Origin of the sequence: Streptomyces sp. MJM8645, assembly GCF_001625365.1 — a bacterium.
GTDB lineage: Bacteria > Actinomycetota > Actinomycetes > Streptomycetales > Streptomycetaceae > Kitasatospora.
This window is the reverse complement of record NZ_LJJF01000001.1, coordinates 6671656-6689273: the sequence shown is the minus strand read 5'-3', so window position 1 is coordinate 6689273 and position 17618 is coordinate 6671656. Positions and strand designations below refer to the sequence as shown.

Sequence of the window (17618 nt, the reverse complement as noted above, 5' to 3'; positions counted from 1 at the left end):
CCTCGCGCCGGCCCGCGTGGCCGGGCCGCCGGTCCGCACCCTAACGGACGCCACTGACAACCGGCGGCCCCCCGGAAGCGTCCCGGCCGGGCGTCCTCAGCACCCTTCGGAGGAAGGGCAGTTCGACGGGGGCCGTCGGACGGCCGCGCTCAGGCGCCCCGGCGGTTCAGCTTCCCGCGCATCAGCACCGCGTACACCGCCGCCGCGACGACCATGCCGACCGGCAGCGCGAGGTCCGCACCGACGAGCGCGGCCACCGGCCCGGTGTACAGGGTGTCCACGCACAGCGCGGCGCCGGCCACCCCGGCCGCGAGGGCGAGCGCACCGGCCGGGTTGACGCCCGCCCGGTACCAGAAGGGGCTGCCCGGGGTCTCGTCCGTGAGCGCGCGGCCGTCGTAGCGGTTGCGGCGCAGCAGGATGTCGGTGGCGTAGATCGCGGTGCTGGGGCCGAGCAGGACGACGGTCAGCTGGAGCACGTTGCTGACGGTGTCGAGGAAGTTGGAGACCAGCAGCGCGTACAGCGTGAGGCAGACGGCGACGGTGCCGTCGACGAGCACGCTGAGCGTGCGGCGGATCCGGATGCCGACGGCTTGCAGGGCGAGTCCGGCGCTGTAGGCGGTGAGCGCGTTGACCGCGATCGTGCCGACGACCAGGGCGAGCAGGAAGACCGGGTCGAACCAGCCGGGCAGGATCCGCTGGAGGGCGGCCTGCGGGTCCGTCATGTCGACGGCGCTGGCGGCGAGTACGCCCAGGCCGCCGACGGCGACGCTGGGCAGGAAGCCGCCGAGGGCCGTCCAGCCGAGGACGGCGCGCGGGGAGGTGGTGTGCGGCAGGTAGCGGGAGAAGTCGGCGCTGGTGGTGTAGGACAGCGGGCCGGAGGCGATCAGGGTGACGCCGGCCAGGACGGCGGACCACAGGCGGGTGCCGGAGAGCGGTTCGGCGGGCGTGTAGCCGAAGTCGGCGTGCCGGAGCACCACGTACCCGACGACGGCGAAGGCGGCGGCGAGCGCCAGGGTGATCGGCAGGTAGAGCCGGAGGATCGCGGCGTGGCCGTAGACGCTGATGGTGAGCGTCACCACGACGATGGCCACCACGATGGCGATCTTGATCGGGGTGGTCGGGGTGATCCCGGCCTGCTCGGCGAGCGAGAACGCGGCGACGGCGGCCGCGGCGAGGTTGAGCGCGAAGTAGCAGACGGAGATCATCCAGCCGGTGACGGCGTTGTTCACGCGGTTGCCGAGGACGCCGTACATCGCGCGGGTGATGACCTCGCTGGGCGCGCCCGCGGCCGGTCCGGAGACCGCCAACAGGCCGGTGCCCAGCCAGAACAGGTTGCCGACGACGACCACCGCGAACGCCTGGGGCAGGTCGAGCCCGGCCAGGACGAGGGCGCCGCCGACGACCAGGTTGAGGTAGTTGACGCTGGCCGCCGCCCAGACGGGGAAGAGTTCGCGGGCGCGGCCGCGCCGTTCGGTCTCGGGGATGTGGTCGATGCCGTGGACCTCGACCCGGCCGGCCCGCTCCTGCTGGAGCGGCGCGGCGGCGCGGGTGTCGGGGTGGGGGTGGTCCGGGAGCGTGGACGCCATTGGGGGCCCTCCGTGGGGGTGTCGTGCCCACCTACTTGCTTATTGGTCGCACACTCAATAGCATCCGGCACATGACGTCAAGCGTTCAGCGCAAACGGGTCCGCAAATCCGCCGACGACCGGCGGGCGGAGATCGTCGAGGCAGCCGCCGCCGTCGCCCTCACCGAGGGCCTGGAGTGCATCACGCTGCGCAGGATCGCCGAGCAGCTCGACGTCAGACCCGGTCTGATCAGCCACTACTTCCCCGCCGTCGAGGACCTCGTCGCCGAGGCCTTCGGCAGCGCCGCCACCGCCGAACTGGAGACGCTGCTGCCCGCCGACCCGCACGACGGGTCGCCGCTGCACCACCTCGCACGGTTCTTCGCCCGCGCCACCGGGCCGGCCTACGACGACATGAGCCGGCTCTGGATCAACGCCCGCCACCTCAGCCGCTACCGGCCCGTCCTGCGCGACCGGGTCCTGGAGCAGCAGGCCGGCTGGCGCGGACGACTCGGCGGCGTCATCGAAGCGGGCGTCACCCAGGGTGAATTCCGCACCGATGACGTCGACGTGACGGCTCTTCAGATCCTGGTCGTGATCGACGGCCTCGCCGCCCACGCCAACACCGGCCTGCGCGACCACCCTTCCGCCGTCACCCGGCTCGCCGTGGCCACCGCCGAACGCGAACTCGGCCTGCCCGATGGCTCCCTCACCTGGAAAGACTGACCACTCCACCCCTCAACTCCCCCGCCCCGCAGCACCGTTGGAGCCGATGTGCGCACCTCCCTCGTCCTCCTGTCCGCCCGCCTGCTCGACCCGGCGACCGGCGGCCCCCTCCCGCAGACCGCCCTGGCCGTCGCCGACGGCCGGATCGCCGCCCTCGGCGACGACCGGGAGATCCGCCGGCTCGCCGACGCCGCCACCACGGTGGTCGACCTGAAGGGCGCCGTCGTCACCCCCGGGCTGGTCGACGGGCACCTGCACCCGGTCACCGGCGCCGAACTCACCCACGGCCTCGACCTCTCCGGCTGCACCGACCTCGCCGGGGTCCGCGCCGCCCTCGCCGCCGAGGTCCGCACCCTCGCCCCCGGCGCCTGGCTGCACGCCTGGGGCCTGGACCCGAACGTCTTCGGCGACCGGCCGGTGGAGTCCGCCGCACTCGCGCCCGTCCTCGACGGCGTCCCGGCGCTGCTCCAACTCTTCGACGCCCACTCCATGCTGGCCAGCCCGCGCGCCCTGGAACTCGCCGGCGTCGACGGCCCGCGCAGCTTCGCCCAGGCCGCTGAGGTGGTCTGCGACGCGACCGGGCGCCCCACCGGCCTGCTGCTGGAGGACGCCGCCTGCGAACTGGTCGAACGCGCCGCCCCCCAGCCCACCCGGGCCGAACGCCGCGCCCGCCTGGCCGCCGCGCTCGCCGCCATGGCCGCCGCCGGCCTCACCGGCGGCCACGCGATGGACGCGAACGGCGACAGCCTCGACCTCTACACCGAACTCGACGAGGCGGGCGACCTGCCGCTGCGGCTGCGGGTCGCCCCCTGGTGCCAGCCCGGGGTGGACGCGGACGGGCTGCGCGCCCTCGTCGAGCAGCAGCACCGGGGCGGCCGGCTCTGGCGGGTCGACGGCGTCAAGCTGTTCATGGACGGCACCATCGACAACGGCACCGCCTGGCTGGAACGCCCGGACTGCCACGGCGAGTCCACCCACGCGTTCTGGCCCGACCCGGCGGAGTACACCCGCGTCATCGCGCACCTGCACCGCGCCGGCGTGCCGACCGCCACCCACGCCATCGGCGACGCCGCCGTCCGCCACGCGCTCGACGCCGTGGCCGCGGCCTCGGCGCAGGCCCCGGGGACGGCCGCTGCCGGGGCGCGAACCGTCCGGCACCGGATCGAACACATCGAGACCGTCCCGGACTCCGTCGTACGGCGCTTCGCCGAGCTGGGCGTGACCGCCTCCATGCAGCCCACCCACTGCTGCGACTTCACCCGGGCCGACCACACCGACAACTGGTCCCGCCGCCTCGGCGAGGAGCGCGCCGACCGCGCCTGGCGCTGCCGCGACCTGTGGGACGCGGGCGCCACCGTCGTGCTCGGCTCGGACTGGCCGATCGCCCCCTACCCGCCGCTCGGCGTGCTGGCCGGCGCCCGCCACCGCCGCCCGAGCCGCGACCTGACCCAGCCGCCGCACCACCCCGGGCAGGCGCTCACCGCGCTGGAGGCGCTGCGGGCGATGACCGTCAACGCCGCGCACGCGGCCGGGGAGGAGCAGCAGGCCGGCCGGATCGCCGTCGGGCACCGCGCCGACCTCACCGCCCTGGCCGCCGACCCGCTCACCACCCCCGCCACCGAACTGCCGGACGTCCCCGTGCTGCTCACCGTCCTGGACGGCCGCCCGACGCACCGCGCCGCGGCGCTCTGACCCACCGGGCGGAGCCCGCATCGACGCAGGTCGGGGGTTATCCCCCCGAAGAACCCGGCGGTCGGCCCCAGCGCGCCGCACCCCCGCCGCGGACGATGATCATCTCACCGAGCTTTCGGGACAAGGAAACTGAGGAGAGATCATGACCACGGCGAACAAGCGGATGATCGGCCGGCGCGGGCTGATCGCGGCGACGGTGGCGGCCGCCACCACCGCCCTGCTGGCCCCGGTGGCCTCCGCCGCCCCTGCGGCGGACGGCCAGCGGGGCACGGTGGTCCGCGCGTTGGAGCGGTCCGCGCACCCGCTGCGGTCGACCGAGCCCGGCGGCAGCACCAGCGACCTGCGGGCGCTCGGCGCGATGGTCGGGGACGCCAAGGTGGTGGGCCTCGGCGAGGCCACGCACGGCTCGCACGAGTTCTTCACCATGAAGGAGCGGGTCTTCCGCTACCTGGTCCAGGAGAAGGGCTTCACCACCTTCGCCCTGGAGATGAGCTGGTCGGCGGGCCTGAAGATCGACAAGTACCTCCAGGACGGCAAGGGCGACGCCCGGCAGATCGTCAAGGACGAGCTGGGCAAATCACCGTGGGAGCGCCAGGAGTTCGTGGACCTGATCAGCTGGATGCGCGAGTACAACCGCCAGCACCCGGAGCGCCCGGTCCACTTCATGGGCGACGACGTCGGCGCCCCCAAGCTCGGCGAGGAGGTCTTCGCCCGGGTCGACGCCTACCTGCGCAAGACCGACCCCGCGGCCCTGGCGCGCGTCGACGGGCTGTACGCGGGCCTGCGCCCGCTCGACGACACCGTCGCCTACCTGATGAACCGGCCGGTGGCCGAGCGGAAGGAGAACGCCGCCAAGGCGCAGCAGGCGCTGGACCTGGTCACCGCCGCCAAGGGCGCCGGCGGCGAGGAGTACGACTGGGCCGTGCAGCACGCCCGCATCATCGCCCAGACCTTCGCCTTCGCCACCTTCGAACTCACCGACAAGGCCTCGGTGAACGCCGCGGAGGTCCTCCGCGACCAGGCCATGGCCGACAACACCGCGTGGTGGCAGCGCCACACCGGCGACCGGATGCTGCTCTCGGCCCACAACGGGCACGTCGGCTACCTGGCCAGCGATCCCGAGATGTACCCCAAGACGCAGGGCGCGATCCTACGCGACACCCTCGGCCCGGAGTACCTGAACATCGGGTTCACCTTCGACCGGGGCTCCTTCCTCACCATGGGCGCCGCCCTCGGCACCGACTGGGAGAAGAACACCGTGCCCGCGGCCACGCCTGGCATGAACGAGTACACCCTGGACCAGGTCCGCCGCCAGGACTACTACGTCGACCTGCGCACCGCCCCGCGCGTGGTCCGCGACTGGCTGGACACCGCCCGACCCGTCTACGAGGCCGGGTCCACGTTCACGAAGGACCCGCTGCCCTCCGTCGCCCTCGGGCGGGCCCACGACGTCCTCATCCACCTCCACCAGGTCCACGAGGCCGAGAAGCTCTGACCTGACTCCGGCCCCGCCTCGGACCGGCGGCCCCGCCTCGGACCGGCGGCCCGGCCTCAGGCCGGCGGGGCCGCCGTCTCGGGGAACGCCCGGTCCAGCAGCGCGCCCAGGGCGGCCCGGTCCTGGCCGGAGAGCTGTTCCAGCGCGGTCAGTCCGGACATCAGGTCGGCCCGGATCAGCCGGACGGTCTGCTCGCCCCGGTCGGTCAGGGCGATGCTCTTGACCCGGCGGTCGGCGGGGTCGGGCTCGCGGCGGACCAGGTCGCGGCCCTCCAGCCGGTCGACGATTCCGGTGACGTTGGAGGCGTCACAGGACAGCAGACCGGCGAGGGCGCGCATGGAGCGCGGCCGGGTGAGCAGGCTGAGGGTCTTACCCTGCATCAGGGTCAGCCCGTGCCCGGCCGCGGCGGAGGCGAAGTGGCGGTAGTAGGCCGCGGCCACCCGGGCGAGCTGATCCATCAGCTCGATCGGCGTGGCCGGTGGGTCCGGGTGGGGGTTCTGGTGCACGGTGTCGAGCATAGGCACATTGCTTGACATCCTCAACCATTGAGGTTTACCGTCCAAGAATGCTTGAGGTCATAAACCATCGACGTCCTCAAGCCAGCTGGAAGGACCGCGAGACCCTCATGAACCACACCCCCGCCGCCACGCCGGAAGCCGTCCCGGAAGCCCCGGAGACCGCCGCCGCCACGGTCGCCCGCCTGCGCGCCGCCTTCGACACCGGCCGGACCAAGCCGCTCGCCTGGCGCCAGGCCCAGCTGGCGGCGCTGCGCTCGCTGCTCACCGAGCAGTCCGAGGCGTTCCTCCAGGCCCTGCACGAGGACCTCGGCAAGAGCACCGCCGAGGCCTACCGCACCGAGATCGGCTTCACGCTCAACGAGCTCGACCACACCGTCGCCCACCTGGAGCAGTGGCTGCGGCCGAAGCCCGCCGCCGTACCCGAGTTCTTCCAGCCCGCCGCGGCCCGCGTGGTGCGCGACCCGCTCGGCGTGGTCCTGATCATCGCGCCCTGGAACTACCCGCTCCAGCTCGCCCTGTCCCCGCTGGTCGGCGCACTGGCCGCCGGGAACGCGGCCGTCCTCAAGCCCAGCGAGCTCGCCCCCGCGACCTCCGCCGCGCTCGCCCGGCTGCTCCCGCGCTACCTCGACCCGGCGGCCGTCGCGGTCGTCGAGGGCGCCGTCCCGGAGACCACCGCGCTGCTGGAGCAGCGCTTCGACCACATCTTCTACACCGGCAACGGCGCCGTCGGCCGGATCGTCATGACGGCCGCCGCCCGGCACCTGACCCCGGTCACCCTGGAACTCGGCGGCAAGAGCCCGGTGGTGGTCGAACCCGACGTCGACCTCGCGGTCACCGCCCGGCGGATCGCCCGGGGCAAGTTCCTCAACGCCGGCCAGACCTGCGTCGCCCCCGACTACGTCCTCGCCATCGGCGAGAGCGCGCCCGCGCTGGAGGCCCACCTCGCCGACGCCGTCCGAGAGCTGTACGGCGACGACCCGGCGGCCGGCGGCGAGTACGGCCGGATCGTCAACGAGCGCCACTTCGACCGGCTCACCGCGCTGCTCGGCGACGGTCGGACCGTCACCGGCGGCACCCACGACCGCGCCGACCGCTACCTCGCCCCGACCGTCCTCGCCGACGTCTCCCCCGAGGCCCCCGTGATGCGGGCGGAGATCTTCGGCCCGATCCTGCCCATCGTCGCCGTGCCCGACCTCGACGCGGCGATCGCCTTCATCAACGAGCGCGACAAGCCGCTCGCCCTCTACGCCTTCACCGAGTCCGCGCACACCAAGCAGCGGCTGACCGAGGAGACCTCCTCCGGCGCGCTCACCTTCGGACTGCCGGTCTCCCACCTCGCCATGCCCGAGCTGCCGTTCGGCGGCGTCGGCGAGAGCGGCATGGGCCGCTACCACGGCGAGTACTCCCTCGACACCTTCAGCCACGCCAAGGCCGTCGTCGACAAGCCCCTCGCCTGACCGTTTCTCCCTCGTCCGACCGTTTCCCCTGGTCCGACCGTTTCTCCCCGCCACCCCGACACCGAGCGAGCACCCTCATGACCACCATCGACCACGGCGCCGCCGTCGCCGCGGAGACCGCCCGCCTCGTCGCCGCCCTCCAGGACGCCGACCCGACCACCCCGGTGCCCACCTGCCCCGGCTGGACACTGACCGACCTCACCCGCCACACCGGCAGCGTGCAGCGCTGGTTCACCGTCCTGCTCCGGCAGCGGATCCAGCAGCCGCCCCGCAGCCGCGAGGTCGACCTGCGGCTGCCCGCCGGGCCGGACGGCTACCCCGCCTGGCTGGCGGAGGCCGCGGCCGAGGCCGGCGCCGCGTTCGCGGAGACCGACCTCGACGCCCCGATGTGGGCCTGGGGCGCCGACCAGCACGCCCGCTTCTGGGTGCGGCGGATGCTGTTCGAGACCCTGGTGCACCGCGCCGACGCGGAACTCGCCCTCGGGCGCACCCCGGTGCTCGACCCGGAGCTGGCCACCGACGGTGTGTCCGAATTCCTCACCAACCTGCCCTTCGCCGCCTTCTTCGCCCCGGGGATCGCCGAACTGCGCGGCGCGGACCGCACCATCCGCTTCACCCGCACCGACGGCAACGCCACCGACGGCAACGCCACCGCCGCGGGCGGCGACTGGCTGATCCGTCTGCGGCCCGACGGCTTCGGGCTCGACGCGGACGGCCCGGGCCCGGAGGCCGACGCGACGGTCCGCGCGAGCGCCGCCGATCTGCTGCTGCTCCTGTACGGCCGGCTCGACCTGGCCTCCGCCCGCCTCGACGTGCATGGGGACGAGGAACTGCTCGCGCACTGGTGCGCCAACTCGGCGTTCTGACCTGCCCGGACGAGGGGCGGCGGCCGGGCCGCCACCCCTCCCCCGTACGGGTGATCGACTGTCGGTGGCCGGTGCTAGCGTGCCGTTCCGTCAACAGACGATCAAGGAAAGGCGGCATCGGATCGTGGACGTCGACGTCACGCGCCACCAGGTCGCACCCCAGCGGATCACCCAGGCCCTGGAGGGCATCGAGGACCGGGCCCTCGCCAGTTGGTACCGGATCCACTACGGCCGCCTGGCCATCAAGGAGATCCGGACGATGGGCGAGGAGCTCCTCGACCACATCGGCGCGCTCACCCTGGGGGGCCGGCCGCTCAGCGGCTACCCCGCCCGGGTCATCCTGGAGACCGCGGCCGAGTGCTCCCTCGGCGTGCTGGCCCTCGGCTGCTTCCCCCGCGGCGACTTCGAGGTCCCCTTCCCGTTCATCGGCGAGACGCTGACCAGCGAAGAGACCAGCTTCGGCGACACCGTCGACTTCGCCCCCACGGCCGCCACCTGGGTCGACGCCTTCGCGATGTGCGTGATCAGCGGCCTGATCCAGGAGCGCCACCGCATGCTCGGCCCACTGCTGAAGGACGACTACGGGCCCTCGGTCCGCAAGGGCCTGCCCTACTCGGACCTGGACTCGACCTCCGATCCGGCGAGCCTCGCCGAGTTGGACGCGCTCTGCTCCTACCTCTACGTCGTACCGACCGCCGTCTCACCCTGGGTCGCCCCCGGCCCCGTGCCCCTGCGCAAACCGGACGCCGAGGAGCGCACCGCGGCCGCCCGGGCGCTGGACGCCGCCGGTCGGCTCACGCCGGACCAGCAGTTGCTGCGCGTCCTGCTCGACGACGACCAGAGCACCTTCGAGCGGGCCCTCGCCGCCCGCCTCGACCAGCACCGCGAGAGCAGCGCTCCGGACGCGGCCCCGCGCAGCCTGCTCCCGGTCATCCCGATCGCCCTGGCCGCACTCGCCGTCCAGGCACACGGCTGGCAGCTCGGCCTCTCCTCCGGCTACCTCCCGGCGACGCTCATACAGCCCCCGTCGCTCTGACCGCCCCACCGAAGCCGCCCGTCCGCCTGCCTGTCCGTCCGCCTGCCTGTCCGTCCACGGAGTGTTCAGTGGTTGTCCAACAGACGAAACATCCCACCTTTCGAGCGACAGTGCGCCTATCATCCCGTGGTCCCCCGTCACCCATCCGGAGTCGCCCACGCATGCCCACCTCACAGCCCGCAGACACCACCAGGCCGCACCCGTTGCACGCCCTGCGGGCCTCCGTCTTCGCCGTCGGCGCCCTGCTCCTGCTGGCCGGAATCGGCATGGTGGTCCACCAACCGCTGCTGATCCCGCCGGTGGCGGCCAGCGCCGCCCTGGTGCACGGCGCCCCCGGGCTTCCGATCTCCCAGCCGCGCAACGTCGTCGGCGGCCAACTGCTGTCCGCCCTGATCGGCTACGCCACCCTCGCGGTCACCGGCAGCACCGCCTGGGGAGCCGCGATAGCCGCCGGTCTCGCACTGGGCGCGATGATGCTCACCCACCTCTCCCACTCCCCGGCCGTCGCGAGCGCCGTGGTCGTGGTGCTCCAGGCCCCGCCCGCCCTGCCGTTCCTGCCGCTGCTGGTCCTCTCGACCGGCATCCTGGTGGCGATCGGCCTCCTCCCCGGCCGGATCGGCGGGCACCCCGTCCGCTACCCGGTGTCCTGGTGAGCGCGCACGCCCCCAATAAGCGCTGAGCACCCCCCTTGTGAGCCGCGACTGCCAGCCGCGCCCGTGAGCCGCGACGGCCGGGTCATCCGATCGGATGGCCCGGCCGTCCGCGTTGCCGTCGTCCTGGCCGAAGAACGCCGAGTCCAGCCCGGAACCACCGGCACCAGGGGCGCGAGCCGGTCTCAGCCGGCGGCCGGGCGGTCCAGGAAGCGCCGGAGCCCCTCCCGCACCCCGTCCGTGGGCACGGTGGCCGCGAAGCAGGCCGCCTCGACGGCGAGGCCCTCGTCGATCGGCAGGTTGATGCCGCGGGTGACGGCCCGCAGGCAGGCGGACACCGCGGTCGGCGCGTGCCGGACGATCCGGTCGACCAGGCCCCGTGCCGCGTCGAGCAGTTCGCCGGCCGGGACGACGGCATTGACCAGTCCGATCTCGGCGGCGCGGGCGGCCGGGATCGGGTCGCCGGTCAGGATCAGCTCCAGGGCGCGCTTGCGTCCGACGTGCCGCGGCAGCCGCTGGGAGCCGCCGAACGGCGGCGGGAAGCCGAGCGAGATCTCCGGCTTGGCGAAGGTCGCGTGCTCGGCGGCGACGGCCAGCGGGGCGGCCTCGGTGAGCTCGCACCCTCCCCCGTAGGCGAGGCCGTTGACGGCGACGACGATCGGCTTCGGGAACTCCTCGATCCGCCGGGTCAGCGCGTGGCCGCGCCGGACGACCTCGCGCAGCGCCCGCTCGGGCCCGCCCGCGATGCTCCCGGCCAGCGACGGGATGTCGGCGCCCGCGCTGAACGCCCGCTGCCCGGCGCCGGTCAGCACGACCGCTCGGACGGTGTCGTCGGCGTCGACGCGGTCGAGTTCGGCGAGCAGCGCGTCGATGGTCAGGTAGTCGAGGGCGTTGAGCTTCTGCTCCCGGTCGATGGTCAGGGTGACGACGTGCTGGTCCCGCTCGCTGCGGACGGTCATGCCGGGTGCTCCGTTTCGCCTGGGCGCGGACGCCCGCAACCCGGCGGACGCCCGCGCGATGGCGGGCGCCCCCACGGCGCCCGCCCGGTTGCGGACGGCACCGAGGCTAGGAACAACCCTCCAGGACAATCCAGTTATTGTCCTGGATACACCCTGGACCCTCATCGCCCCACGACGGCAGGTGCCGCATGCGACCGCCCTCCTACAAGGCCATCGTCGACGAGTACGCGGCGGCCATCCGCTCCGGCGCGCTCCCGGCCGGCACCCGGCTGCCGACCCACCGGGCGCTCGCCCGCGAGCGGCGGATCGCCCTAGCCACCGCCACCCGCGTCTACACCGAACTCGCCGCCGCCGGGCTGGTGGTGGGGGAACAGGGCCGGGGGACCTTCGTCCGGACGCGCTCCGGCTACGACGGGATCGAGCCCTCGCGCGCCCTCCCGGTGCCCCGGGTCGCGGACCTGTCGTTCAACCAGCCGCTGGCCCCCGGGCAGGGGGACCTGCTCCGGCAGGCCCTGCGCACACTCGCCTCCTCCGGCGACGCCGAGGCGCTGCTGCGCCAGCACCCGCCAGGCGGCCACCGGCACGACCGGGCGGTGGTGGCCCGGTACCTGCTGGGGCGCGGCGTCGACACCGCCCCGGAGAACGTGCTGCTGACCAGCGGGGCGCAGCAGGCGCTCGACTGCGTGCTGCGCACGCTCACCCGGCCCGGCGACGTCCTCGCCGTCGACGCGCTCAGCTACCCGGGGGTGAAGCTGCTCGCCGCCGCCCACGGCCTCGACCTGGCGCCCGTCCCGGTCACCGCGACGGGACCGGACCTCGACGCGCTGGAGCGGCTGTGCCGCGCCCGGCCGGTCCGCGCGGTGTACACCATGCCCACCGTCCACAACCCGCTCGGCTGGGTGCTCGACCGGGCGCAGCGCGACCGGCTGGCCGCGATCGCCACCGCCCGCGGCTGCGTGCTGATCGAGGACGGCACATACGCCTTCCTGGAGACCTCGCCGCCCGCGCCGCTGCACGCGCTGGCGCCCGAACACACCTGCTACGTCGCCGGGTTGTCCAAGAACGTGGCCCCGGGCCTGCGGTTCGGCTTCGCCGTGCTGCCCGGGCGCCTGCTGCGGGCCGCGACCAGCAGCCTGCGCGCCGCGGCCTGGGGTGCGCCCGGGCTGGTGACGGCGCTGGCCACCGGCTGGCTCGCGGACGGCACGGTCGCCCGCCTGGAGCGGCACCGCCGCGCAGACGCCGCCGCCCGCCAGCGCATCGCCGCCACCGCCCTGGCCGGCCTGGACGTCACGGCGCACCCGGCCTCGTACCTGGTGTGGCTCGGCCTGGCGGAGCACCAGCGGCCCGACCAGGTCGCGGCCGTCCTCGCGGGCGAGGGGATCCTGGTGTCCACGGCGGACGCCTTCGCCACCGGCCCGCACCGCCCCCGGGCCGTCCGGCTGGCGCTGGCCACGCCGCCGCTGGACGCGTTGGCGGGCGTGCTGGGGCGGCTGCGCGCGGCCGTCGAGGCGATCCCGCCGTGAGGACTCTCGCGGCGCACGGCCCGCAGGCCTGCCCGCTGTGGGACCGACCCGCCGCACCCGCAGCACCACCCGCACGAGAAGTCGGCCCGCCCGACGTCCCGCTCCGACGCCCTGCTCCGACGTCCTGCTCCGACGTCCTGCTCCGGTGTCCTGCTCCGACGCCCTGCTCCGACGCCCTGCTCCGACGTCCTGCTCCGGCTCCCTACTCCCCCGCGCCGCCCCGCGCGGCCCGGGAGAACCGCGCGCCCCACTCCCCGACGAGGTCGAGCAGTTCGGGCGGGCCGAGGACGCGGAAGTCCGCGCCCAGCGAGCCGAGCGCCATGGCCGGCCAGTCCAGGGAGTCGGCGGTCATCTCCAGGTGGCAGCGCCCGGCGTCGACCTCCTCGACGGTGCCCCACCGGCCGACCCGTGCGCGGACGGTCGCGGCCGGGGCGTCCACCAGCGCCGTCACCCGGTACGGGCGCGGCACGCCGTTGAGACCGGCCCGGACGAACTCGGCGGCGTCGGCGGCGGGCAGCGAACGGGGCCCGAACCGGACGCCGCCGCCCTGCGGCGCGCTCAGCCGGTCGAGCCGGAAGGTGCGCCAGTCCTGCCGGTCGAGGTCGTAGGCGACCAGGTACCAGCGGCGGTGCAGGCAGACCAGCCGGTGCGGTTCGACCTGCCGTTCGGCGTGCCGACCGTCGGCGGCGGTGTAGGAGAAGCGCAGCCGCTCGGTGTCCCGGCAGGCCAGCGCGACCACGGTGAGCCGGTCCGGGTCGACGCCCGACCCGGCCGGGGCGCCCCCGCCGACGGGTACGGTCACCGCGCGCAGCGCCTCGACCCGGCGCCGCAGCCGGGCGGGCATCACCTGCACCACCTTGGCCAGCACCCGTACCGAGGCCTCGGCGATGCCCTCCACCGGGCTCTCCGCCGCGGCCTGGAGGCCCACGGCCAGGGCGACCGCCTCCTCGTCGTCGATCACCAGCGGGGGCAGCGCGGCGCCCGCGGCGAGCTGGTAGCCGCCGTCGACGCCGCGCTGCGCCTCCACGGGGTAGCCGAGTTCACGCAGTCGGTCGATGTCGCGGCGCAGGGTGCGGATCGAGACCCCGAGCCGGTCGGCCAGTTCCTCGCCGGGCCAGTAACGGTGGGTCTGGAGCAGGGAGAGCAGTCGCAGCGTCCGGGTGCTGGTGTTCGCCATGACTCCCATCATCCCGGAATTCAGGACAGAAAGTGGCCGCTATCGCGTTTAGCGTGGACCTTGTCCGAAGGAGCAGGAACCGAACGGAAGGCCACCACCATGACCACGACCCCGAACAACAGCACCGCCACCGGCGAGCGCGCCGACCTGCTGGCGGCCCTGGCCAAGCAGCGGCACTTCCTGCGCTTCACCACCCGCGACCTCACCGACGAGCAGGCCGGCCTGCGGACCACCGTCAGCGCACTGTGCCTGGGCGGCCTGATCAAGCACGTGAGCACGGTCGAGCGGTTCTGGGTGGACTTCATCGTGGAAGGCCCGTCCGCGATGCCCGACTTCAGCAGCTTCACCGAGGCCGACTTCGCCCGCCGCGCCGACGAGTTCCGCCTGCTGCCCGGCGAGACGCTGGCCGGCGTCCTGGCCGAGTACGCCGAGGTGGCCCGCCGCACCGACGACCTGGTCGCCACCCTCCCCGACCTGGGCGCCACCCAGCCGCTGCCGAAGGCCCCCTGGTTCGAGGCCGGCGCCGAATGGTCGGCCCGCCGGGTGCTGATGCACATCGCCACCGAGAGCGCCCAGCACGCGGGCCACGCCGACATCATCCGCGAGGCCCTGGACGGCGCGAAGAGCATGGGCTGACGCCGGTCTACGGCCCGGGTGCCCGGGGCCGGTCCGGCGGATCTGCCGGACCGGCCCGGGGCCGGCCCTCCCGCTCGGTCGGTTGCCGGGGGCGGGTCAGCCCCGGCCGACGAAGGTGAAACCGGCCCCGCCGACCGCGCCACGGAGCACGGCGTCGTCGAGCGGTTGCGCGGACGCCACGGTGACGCGGCCGGTCGGCGCGTCGGCGCTGACCTCGGTGACGCCGGGAAGGGCGGCCAGCCCGGCGCTGACCGTCTTCTCGCAGTGGCCGCAGCTCATGCCGTCGACGGTGAGGACGGTGGTGATGGACATGGCGGTGCCTCCGGTGGGGTGAGGTGGGGTGAGGTGGGGTGGGGAAGCCCGGCCGGGCCCGCTCGGACGCGGCCGATGATCAACGTGCACCACGACAGCGGAAAGCGCCGCCGACGCCGAGGGACACGCCGCACGGGTGGCACCTTCGAGTGGTTCCGGGAACCGATCGGGCCGCGCGACCGACGGGCCGTCATCGACCGGCTGAACCGGTGGTCCGCTTTCGCCCGTTCCTCCCCATAACGCCCTTCCTTTCCGCGACCGAACCCCGTCCGAACCCGTCTGGACTCGTCCGAAACTTGTTCGAACGCCGCCTAGACTCGTCTGATCCCGACCGAACCCGCCCAGGAGCCTGTCACCGCCATGCCCACCCCGACGCCCCACACCTCCATACCCGGCGGGTCCACCGGACCCGACCCGACCACCGGAGCGAGGGCGCGCCTCGCAACCGGGGGCAGCCGATGAGGAAGTTCACCGGATTCCGGCGCCTGAGGCTCTGGCACGGCGCGCTCGCCCTGGTGGTGGCCGGCGCCGTGACCGGCGGCCTGCTGTGGTGGCACCCGTGGGCCCCGGGCGACGGGCCGAAGCCGATGGAGTTCACCACGGCCGCCGGCGGCTCGCCCCGCTTCGGCACCGGCGAGCACCTGTACCGCTACAAGGTGCGGGCGGAGAACGGGATCGCCGAGAGCCCCGGGCAGTTCGCCGCCGAGGTCGACGCCGTCCTCGGGAACGTCCAGCACGGCTGGGCCGCCGGTGGCACCGCGTCCTTCCAGCGCATGCCCGCCGACCCGGTGGACTTCACCGTCTACCTGGCCACCCCGGAGACCACCGACCGGATCTGCGGCCAGTACGGCCTGGACACCGGCGGCACGGTGAACTGCGGTGTGGGCCACCAGGTCGTCATCAACCTCAAGCGCTGGACGGAGCTGTCGGAGTTCTACGTCGGCAAGCCCGAGCTCTACCACGCGCTCGCCGTCAACCACGAGGTCGGCCACGTCCTCGGCAACGGCCACGTCGACTGCCCGGGCGCGGGCGAGCCGGCACCGGTGATGATGCAGCAGATCAAGGGCCTGCACGGCTGCGTCCCGAACGGCTGGCCCTACTCCGACACCGGCACCCTCCTCACCGGCCCGCCCGTCCAGGCCCCCACCTCCGCCCCCTGACGGATGAACCCGGTCAAGAATATGACTTGATTGCCTTTTGGGTCGCAAAGCGGCCCGCCGTGAAGCGGCCCCACGCCGCCACCGACGATCCTTCGCACACCCCGGAGCACGGATAATCCTGTATCGGACCAGGTCGTGGTCCTGATCGTGCTCATGGAGGAACAGCGTTGAACGGTATGCCCGCCGGAGAGAAGCTCGACTACCGGCTGCTGCTGGATGCCGCGGCGGCGGCCGCGCGGGCGACGGGCGACCAAGGGCATGTCGCCGACTACATCCCGGCCCTCGCCACGGTCGACCCGGACGCCTTCGGCATGGCGGTGGCCACCGTCGACGGCGAGCTGTACGGGATCGGGGACTGGGAGCAGCCGTTCTCCGTCCAGAGCGTCTCGAAGCTGTTCACCCTGGCGCTGGCCCTGGCCCACGGCGGGGACACGGTTTGGCGCGGGGTGGGGCGGGAGCCGTCCGGCAATCCCTTCAACTCGCTGGTGCAGCTGGAGAGCGAGCACGGCATCCCGCGCAACCCGTTCATCAACGCCGGCGCGCTCGTGGTGACCGACCGCCTGCAGACCATGACGGGCGACGCCGCCGGGGCGGTCCGCGAGTTCCTCCGCCGGGAGTCCGGCAACCCGCTGCTCGACACCGATCCGGTCGTGGCCGCGTCCGAGGCCGAACACGGCCACCGCAACGCCGCCCTGGCCCACTTCATCGCCAGCCACGGCAATCTGGAGAACCCGGTCGAGACCGTCCTCGACCACTACTACGCGCACTGCGCGGTGTCCGCCAGCTGCCGGGACCTGGTCCTGGCCGGCTCCTTCCTGGCCCGCTACGGGGTGCGCACCGACGGCACCCGGCTGATGTCGCGCAGCGAGGCCAAGCGCGTCAACGCCGTCCTGCTCACCTGCGGCACCTACGACGCGGCGGGCGAGTTCGCCTTCCGGGTCGGGCTGCCGGGCAAGAGCGGCGTGGGCGGCGGCGTCCTCGCCATACTGCCCGGGCGGGCCGCGGTCTGCGCCTGGGGCCCCCGGCTGGACCAGGCCGGCAACTCGGTGGCCGCGGTCACCGCCCTGGACGCCCTGACCACCCTCTCCGGCTGCTCGATCTTCTGACCCGTCGGCTGCCGCCCCGGCGTTCCGAGGGCTCGCGCGCCGCACCCGTCCGTCGCCTAACTTGTGGCGTTGATCCGGCTGTTGGGCACCGACCGGCCGGTCGTCCATGGCATGCTCCAGGCGGGGGCGCCGATCGTGATGACGATCGGCCGGCCATGAGGCATACGACCAAGAGGAAAGTGGGGGTCCCGTCCCATGCGAACCGCCGTAGCAAGCTTGTTGGCCCTGGCCGGCGCGGCAGGGCTGGTGCTCAGTTCGTTCCAACCCTGGTACGCCAAGAGCGATCCGAGGTCCGTACCGGTCGCCGACCTGTTCCGGGGCATGTCACCCACCCGCACCACGTCGACCGGCATGTCGATGTTCCTGCTGCTGGCCGTCGCCGCGGCGATCGCGGTGCTGGCGCTGCTGGTGCGCTCACGCCCGGGCCTGCTCCTGGCCGCCGTGGTCGCGGTGGTCACCGGCGTGCTCTGGGTGTACCAGAAGGGGCGGGAGCTGAAGCCGACCTCGCTCGGGATCGGCAATCTGGAGAACGGCTTCTGGAACGCCTGCGGCGGCGTCCTGGTGCTCCTCCTCGCACTGGCCGTGCTGCCGCCCAAGCGTTCCTGAGCCTTCCCGCCTCCCGGCCCGGTCGCCCCCACGGCGGCCGGGCCGGAGTCGTTTCCGCTTGAGGCAGCACTCCCCATCACTCCCTAAAATTACCTTTACTTCACTCCTCGCAGTAGTTTAAGGATAGATACCACC

17 protein-coding genes are annotated in these 17618 nt (G+C 73.8%); 12 read left to right on the top strand and 5 right to left on the bottom strand.

The annotated features are described in order from the left end of the window. Positions 1-149: 149 nt before the first annotated feature. Positions 150-1586, bottom strand: a complete 1437-nt coding sequence (locus A6F73_RS28415) for a cytosine permease (RefSeq protein WP_063350377.1) — start codon at positions 1584-1586, stop codon at positions 150-152. Positions 1587-1657: 71 nt separating this feature from the next. Between A6F73_RS28415 and A6F73_RS28410 the strand changes: the two genes are divergently transcribed. The 3 genes from A6F73_RS28410 (at position 1658) to A6F73_RS28400 (ending at position 5477) form a co-directional block, all read left to right on the top strand. Then, complete coding sequence (locus A6F73_RS28410; RefSeq protein ID WP_063350376.1) at positions 1658-2290, top strand: TetR family transcriptional regulator C-terminal domain-containing protein; 633 nt, start codon at positions 1658-1660, stop codon at positions 2288-2290. Between the two features lie 48 nt (positions 2291-2338). Then, a complete protein-coding gene (locus A6F73_RS28405; protein WP_063350375.1) occupies positions 2339-3982 on the top strand; it encodes an amidohydrolase in 1644 nt (547 codons plus the stop codon). Between the two features lie 142 nt (positions 3983-4124). Continuing rightward, positions 4125-5477: an erythromycin esterase family protein gene (locus A6F73_RS28400; RefSeq protein ID WP_079136089.1), complete on the top strand. Its 1353-nt coding sequence runs from the start codon at positions 4125-4127 to the stop codon at positions 5475-5477. 56 nt (positions 5478-5533) lie between these two features. Here A6F73_RS28400 and A6F73_RS28395 read toward each other — a convergent pair whose 3' ends face one another. Continuing rightward, complete coding sequence (locus A6F73_RS28395) at positions 5534-5983, bottom strand: MarR family transcriptional regulator (protein WP_244293532.1); 450 nt, start codon at positions 5981-5983, stop codon at positions 5534-5536. 119 nt (positions 5984-6102) lie between these two features. Between A6F73_RS28395 and A6F73_RS28390 the strand changes: the two genes are divergently transcribed. The 4 genes from A6F73_RS28390 to A6F73_RS28375 all read left to right on the top strand — a co-directional run bounded on the left by A6F73_RS28390 (position 6103) and on the right by A6F73_RS28375 (position 10007). Beyond that, entirely contained in the window at positions 6103-7452 is a 1350-nt protein-coding gene (locus tag A6F73_RS28390) for an aldehyde dehydrogenase family protein (RefSeq protein WP_063350373.1), read from the top strand. Positions 7453-7529: 77 nt separating this feature from the next. Next, positions 7530-8318, top strand: a complete 789-nt coding sequence (locus A6F73_RS28385) for a maleylpyruvate isomerase family mycothiol-dependent enzyme (protein ID WP_063350372.1) — start codon at positions 7530-7532, stop codon at positions 8316-8318. Positions 8319-8442: 124 nt separating this feature from the next. Then, positions 8443-9354: an immunity 49 family protein gene (locus A6F73_RS28380; RefSeq protein ID WP_063350371.1), complete on the top strand. Its 912-nt coding sequence runs from the start codon at positions 8443-8445 to the stop codon at positions 9352-9354. Positions 9355-9515: 161 nt separating this feature from the next. After that, positions 9516-10007 (top strand): HPP family protein, encoded by a 492-nt coding sequence (locus tag A6F73_RS28375; protein ID WP_063350370.1) that lies wholly within the window; start codon positions 9516-9518, stop codon positions 10005-10007. Between the two features lie 182 nt (positions 10008-10189). Here the strand turns inward: A6F73_RS28375 and A6F73_RS28370 are convergent, their stop codons facing one another. Then, positions 10190-10963, bottom strand: coding sequence for an enoyl-CoA hydratase-related protein (locus A6F73_RS28370; protein WP_063350369.1), 774 nt, complete (start codon positions 10961-10963; stop codon positions 10190-10192). A 188-nt stretch (positions 10964-11151) separates the two neighbouring features. On the opposite strand from A6F73_RS28370, the gene A6F73_RS28365 reads away from it, so the two are divergent. Next, the gene (locus A6F73_RS28365) at positions 11152-12486 is read left to right on the top strand and encodes a PLP-dependent aminotransferase family protein (protein ID WP_063350368.1); all 1335 of its coding nucleotides are present in this window, start codon (positions 11152-11154) and stop codon (positions 12484-12486) included. Between the two features lie 202 nt (positions 12487-12688). Here the strand turns inward: A6F73_RS28365 and A6F73_RS28360 are convergent, their stop codons facing one another. Continuing rightward, positions 12689-13663, bottom strand: coding sequence for a YafY family protein (locus tag A6F73_RS28360; RefSeq protein ID WP_063350367.1), 975 nt, complete (start codon positions 13661-13663; stop codon positions 12689-12691). 99 nt (positions 13664-13762) lie between these two features. Here A6F73_RS28360 and A6F73_RS28355 point away from each other — a divergent pair, with 99 nt between their 5' ends. Beyond that, positions 13763-14299, top strand: a complete 537-nt coding sequence (locus tag A6F73_RS28355) for a DinB family protein (RefSeq protein ID WP_063350366.1) — start codon at positions 13763-13765, stop codon at positions 14297-14299. A gap of 96 nt (positions 14300-14395) precedes the next feature. Here the strand turns inward: A6F73_RS28355 and A6F73_RS28350 are convergent, their stop codons facing one another. After that, positions 14396-14611: a heavy-metal-associated domain-containing protein gene (locus tag A6F73_RS28350; RefSeq protein ID WP_063350365.1), complete on the bottom strand. Its 216-nt coding sequence runs from the start codon at positions 14609-14611 to the stop codon at positions 14396-14398. A 458-nt stretch (positions 14612-15069) separates the two neighbouring features. On the opposite strand from A6F73_RS28350, the gene A6F73_RS28345 reads away from it, so the two are divergent. The 3 genes from A6F73_RS28345 (at position 15070) to A6F73_RS28335 (ending at position 17483) form a co-directional block, all read left to right on the top strand. Next, entirely contained in the window at positions 15070-15771 is a 702-nt protein-coding gene (locus A6F73_RS28345; protein WP_063350364.1) for a DUF3152 domain-containing protein, read from the top strand. A gap of 176 nt (positions 15772-15947) precedes the next feature. Further along, positions 15948-16877, top strand: coding sequence for a glutaminase (locus A6F73_RS28340; RefSeq protein WP_063350363.1), 930 nt, complete (start codon positions 15948-15950; stop codon positions 16875-16877). Between the two features lie 195 nt (positions 16878-17072). Then, on the top strand, positions 17073-17483 hold the full coding sequence (locus tag A6F73_RS28335; RefSeq protein WP_159398558.1) for a hypothetical protein: 411 nt from the start codon (positions 17073-17075) through the stop codon (positions 17481-17483). Positions 17484-17618 lie beyond the last annotated feature (135 nt).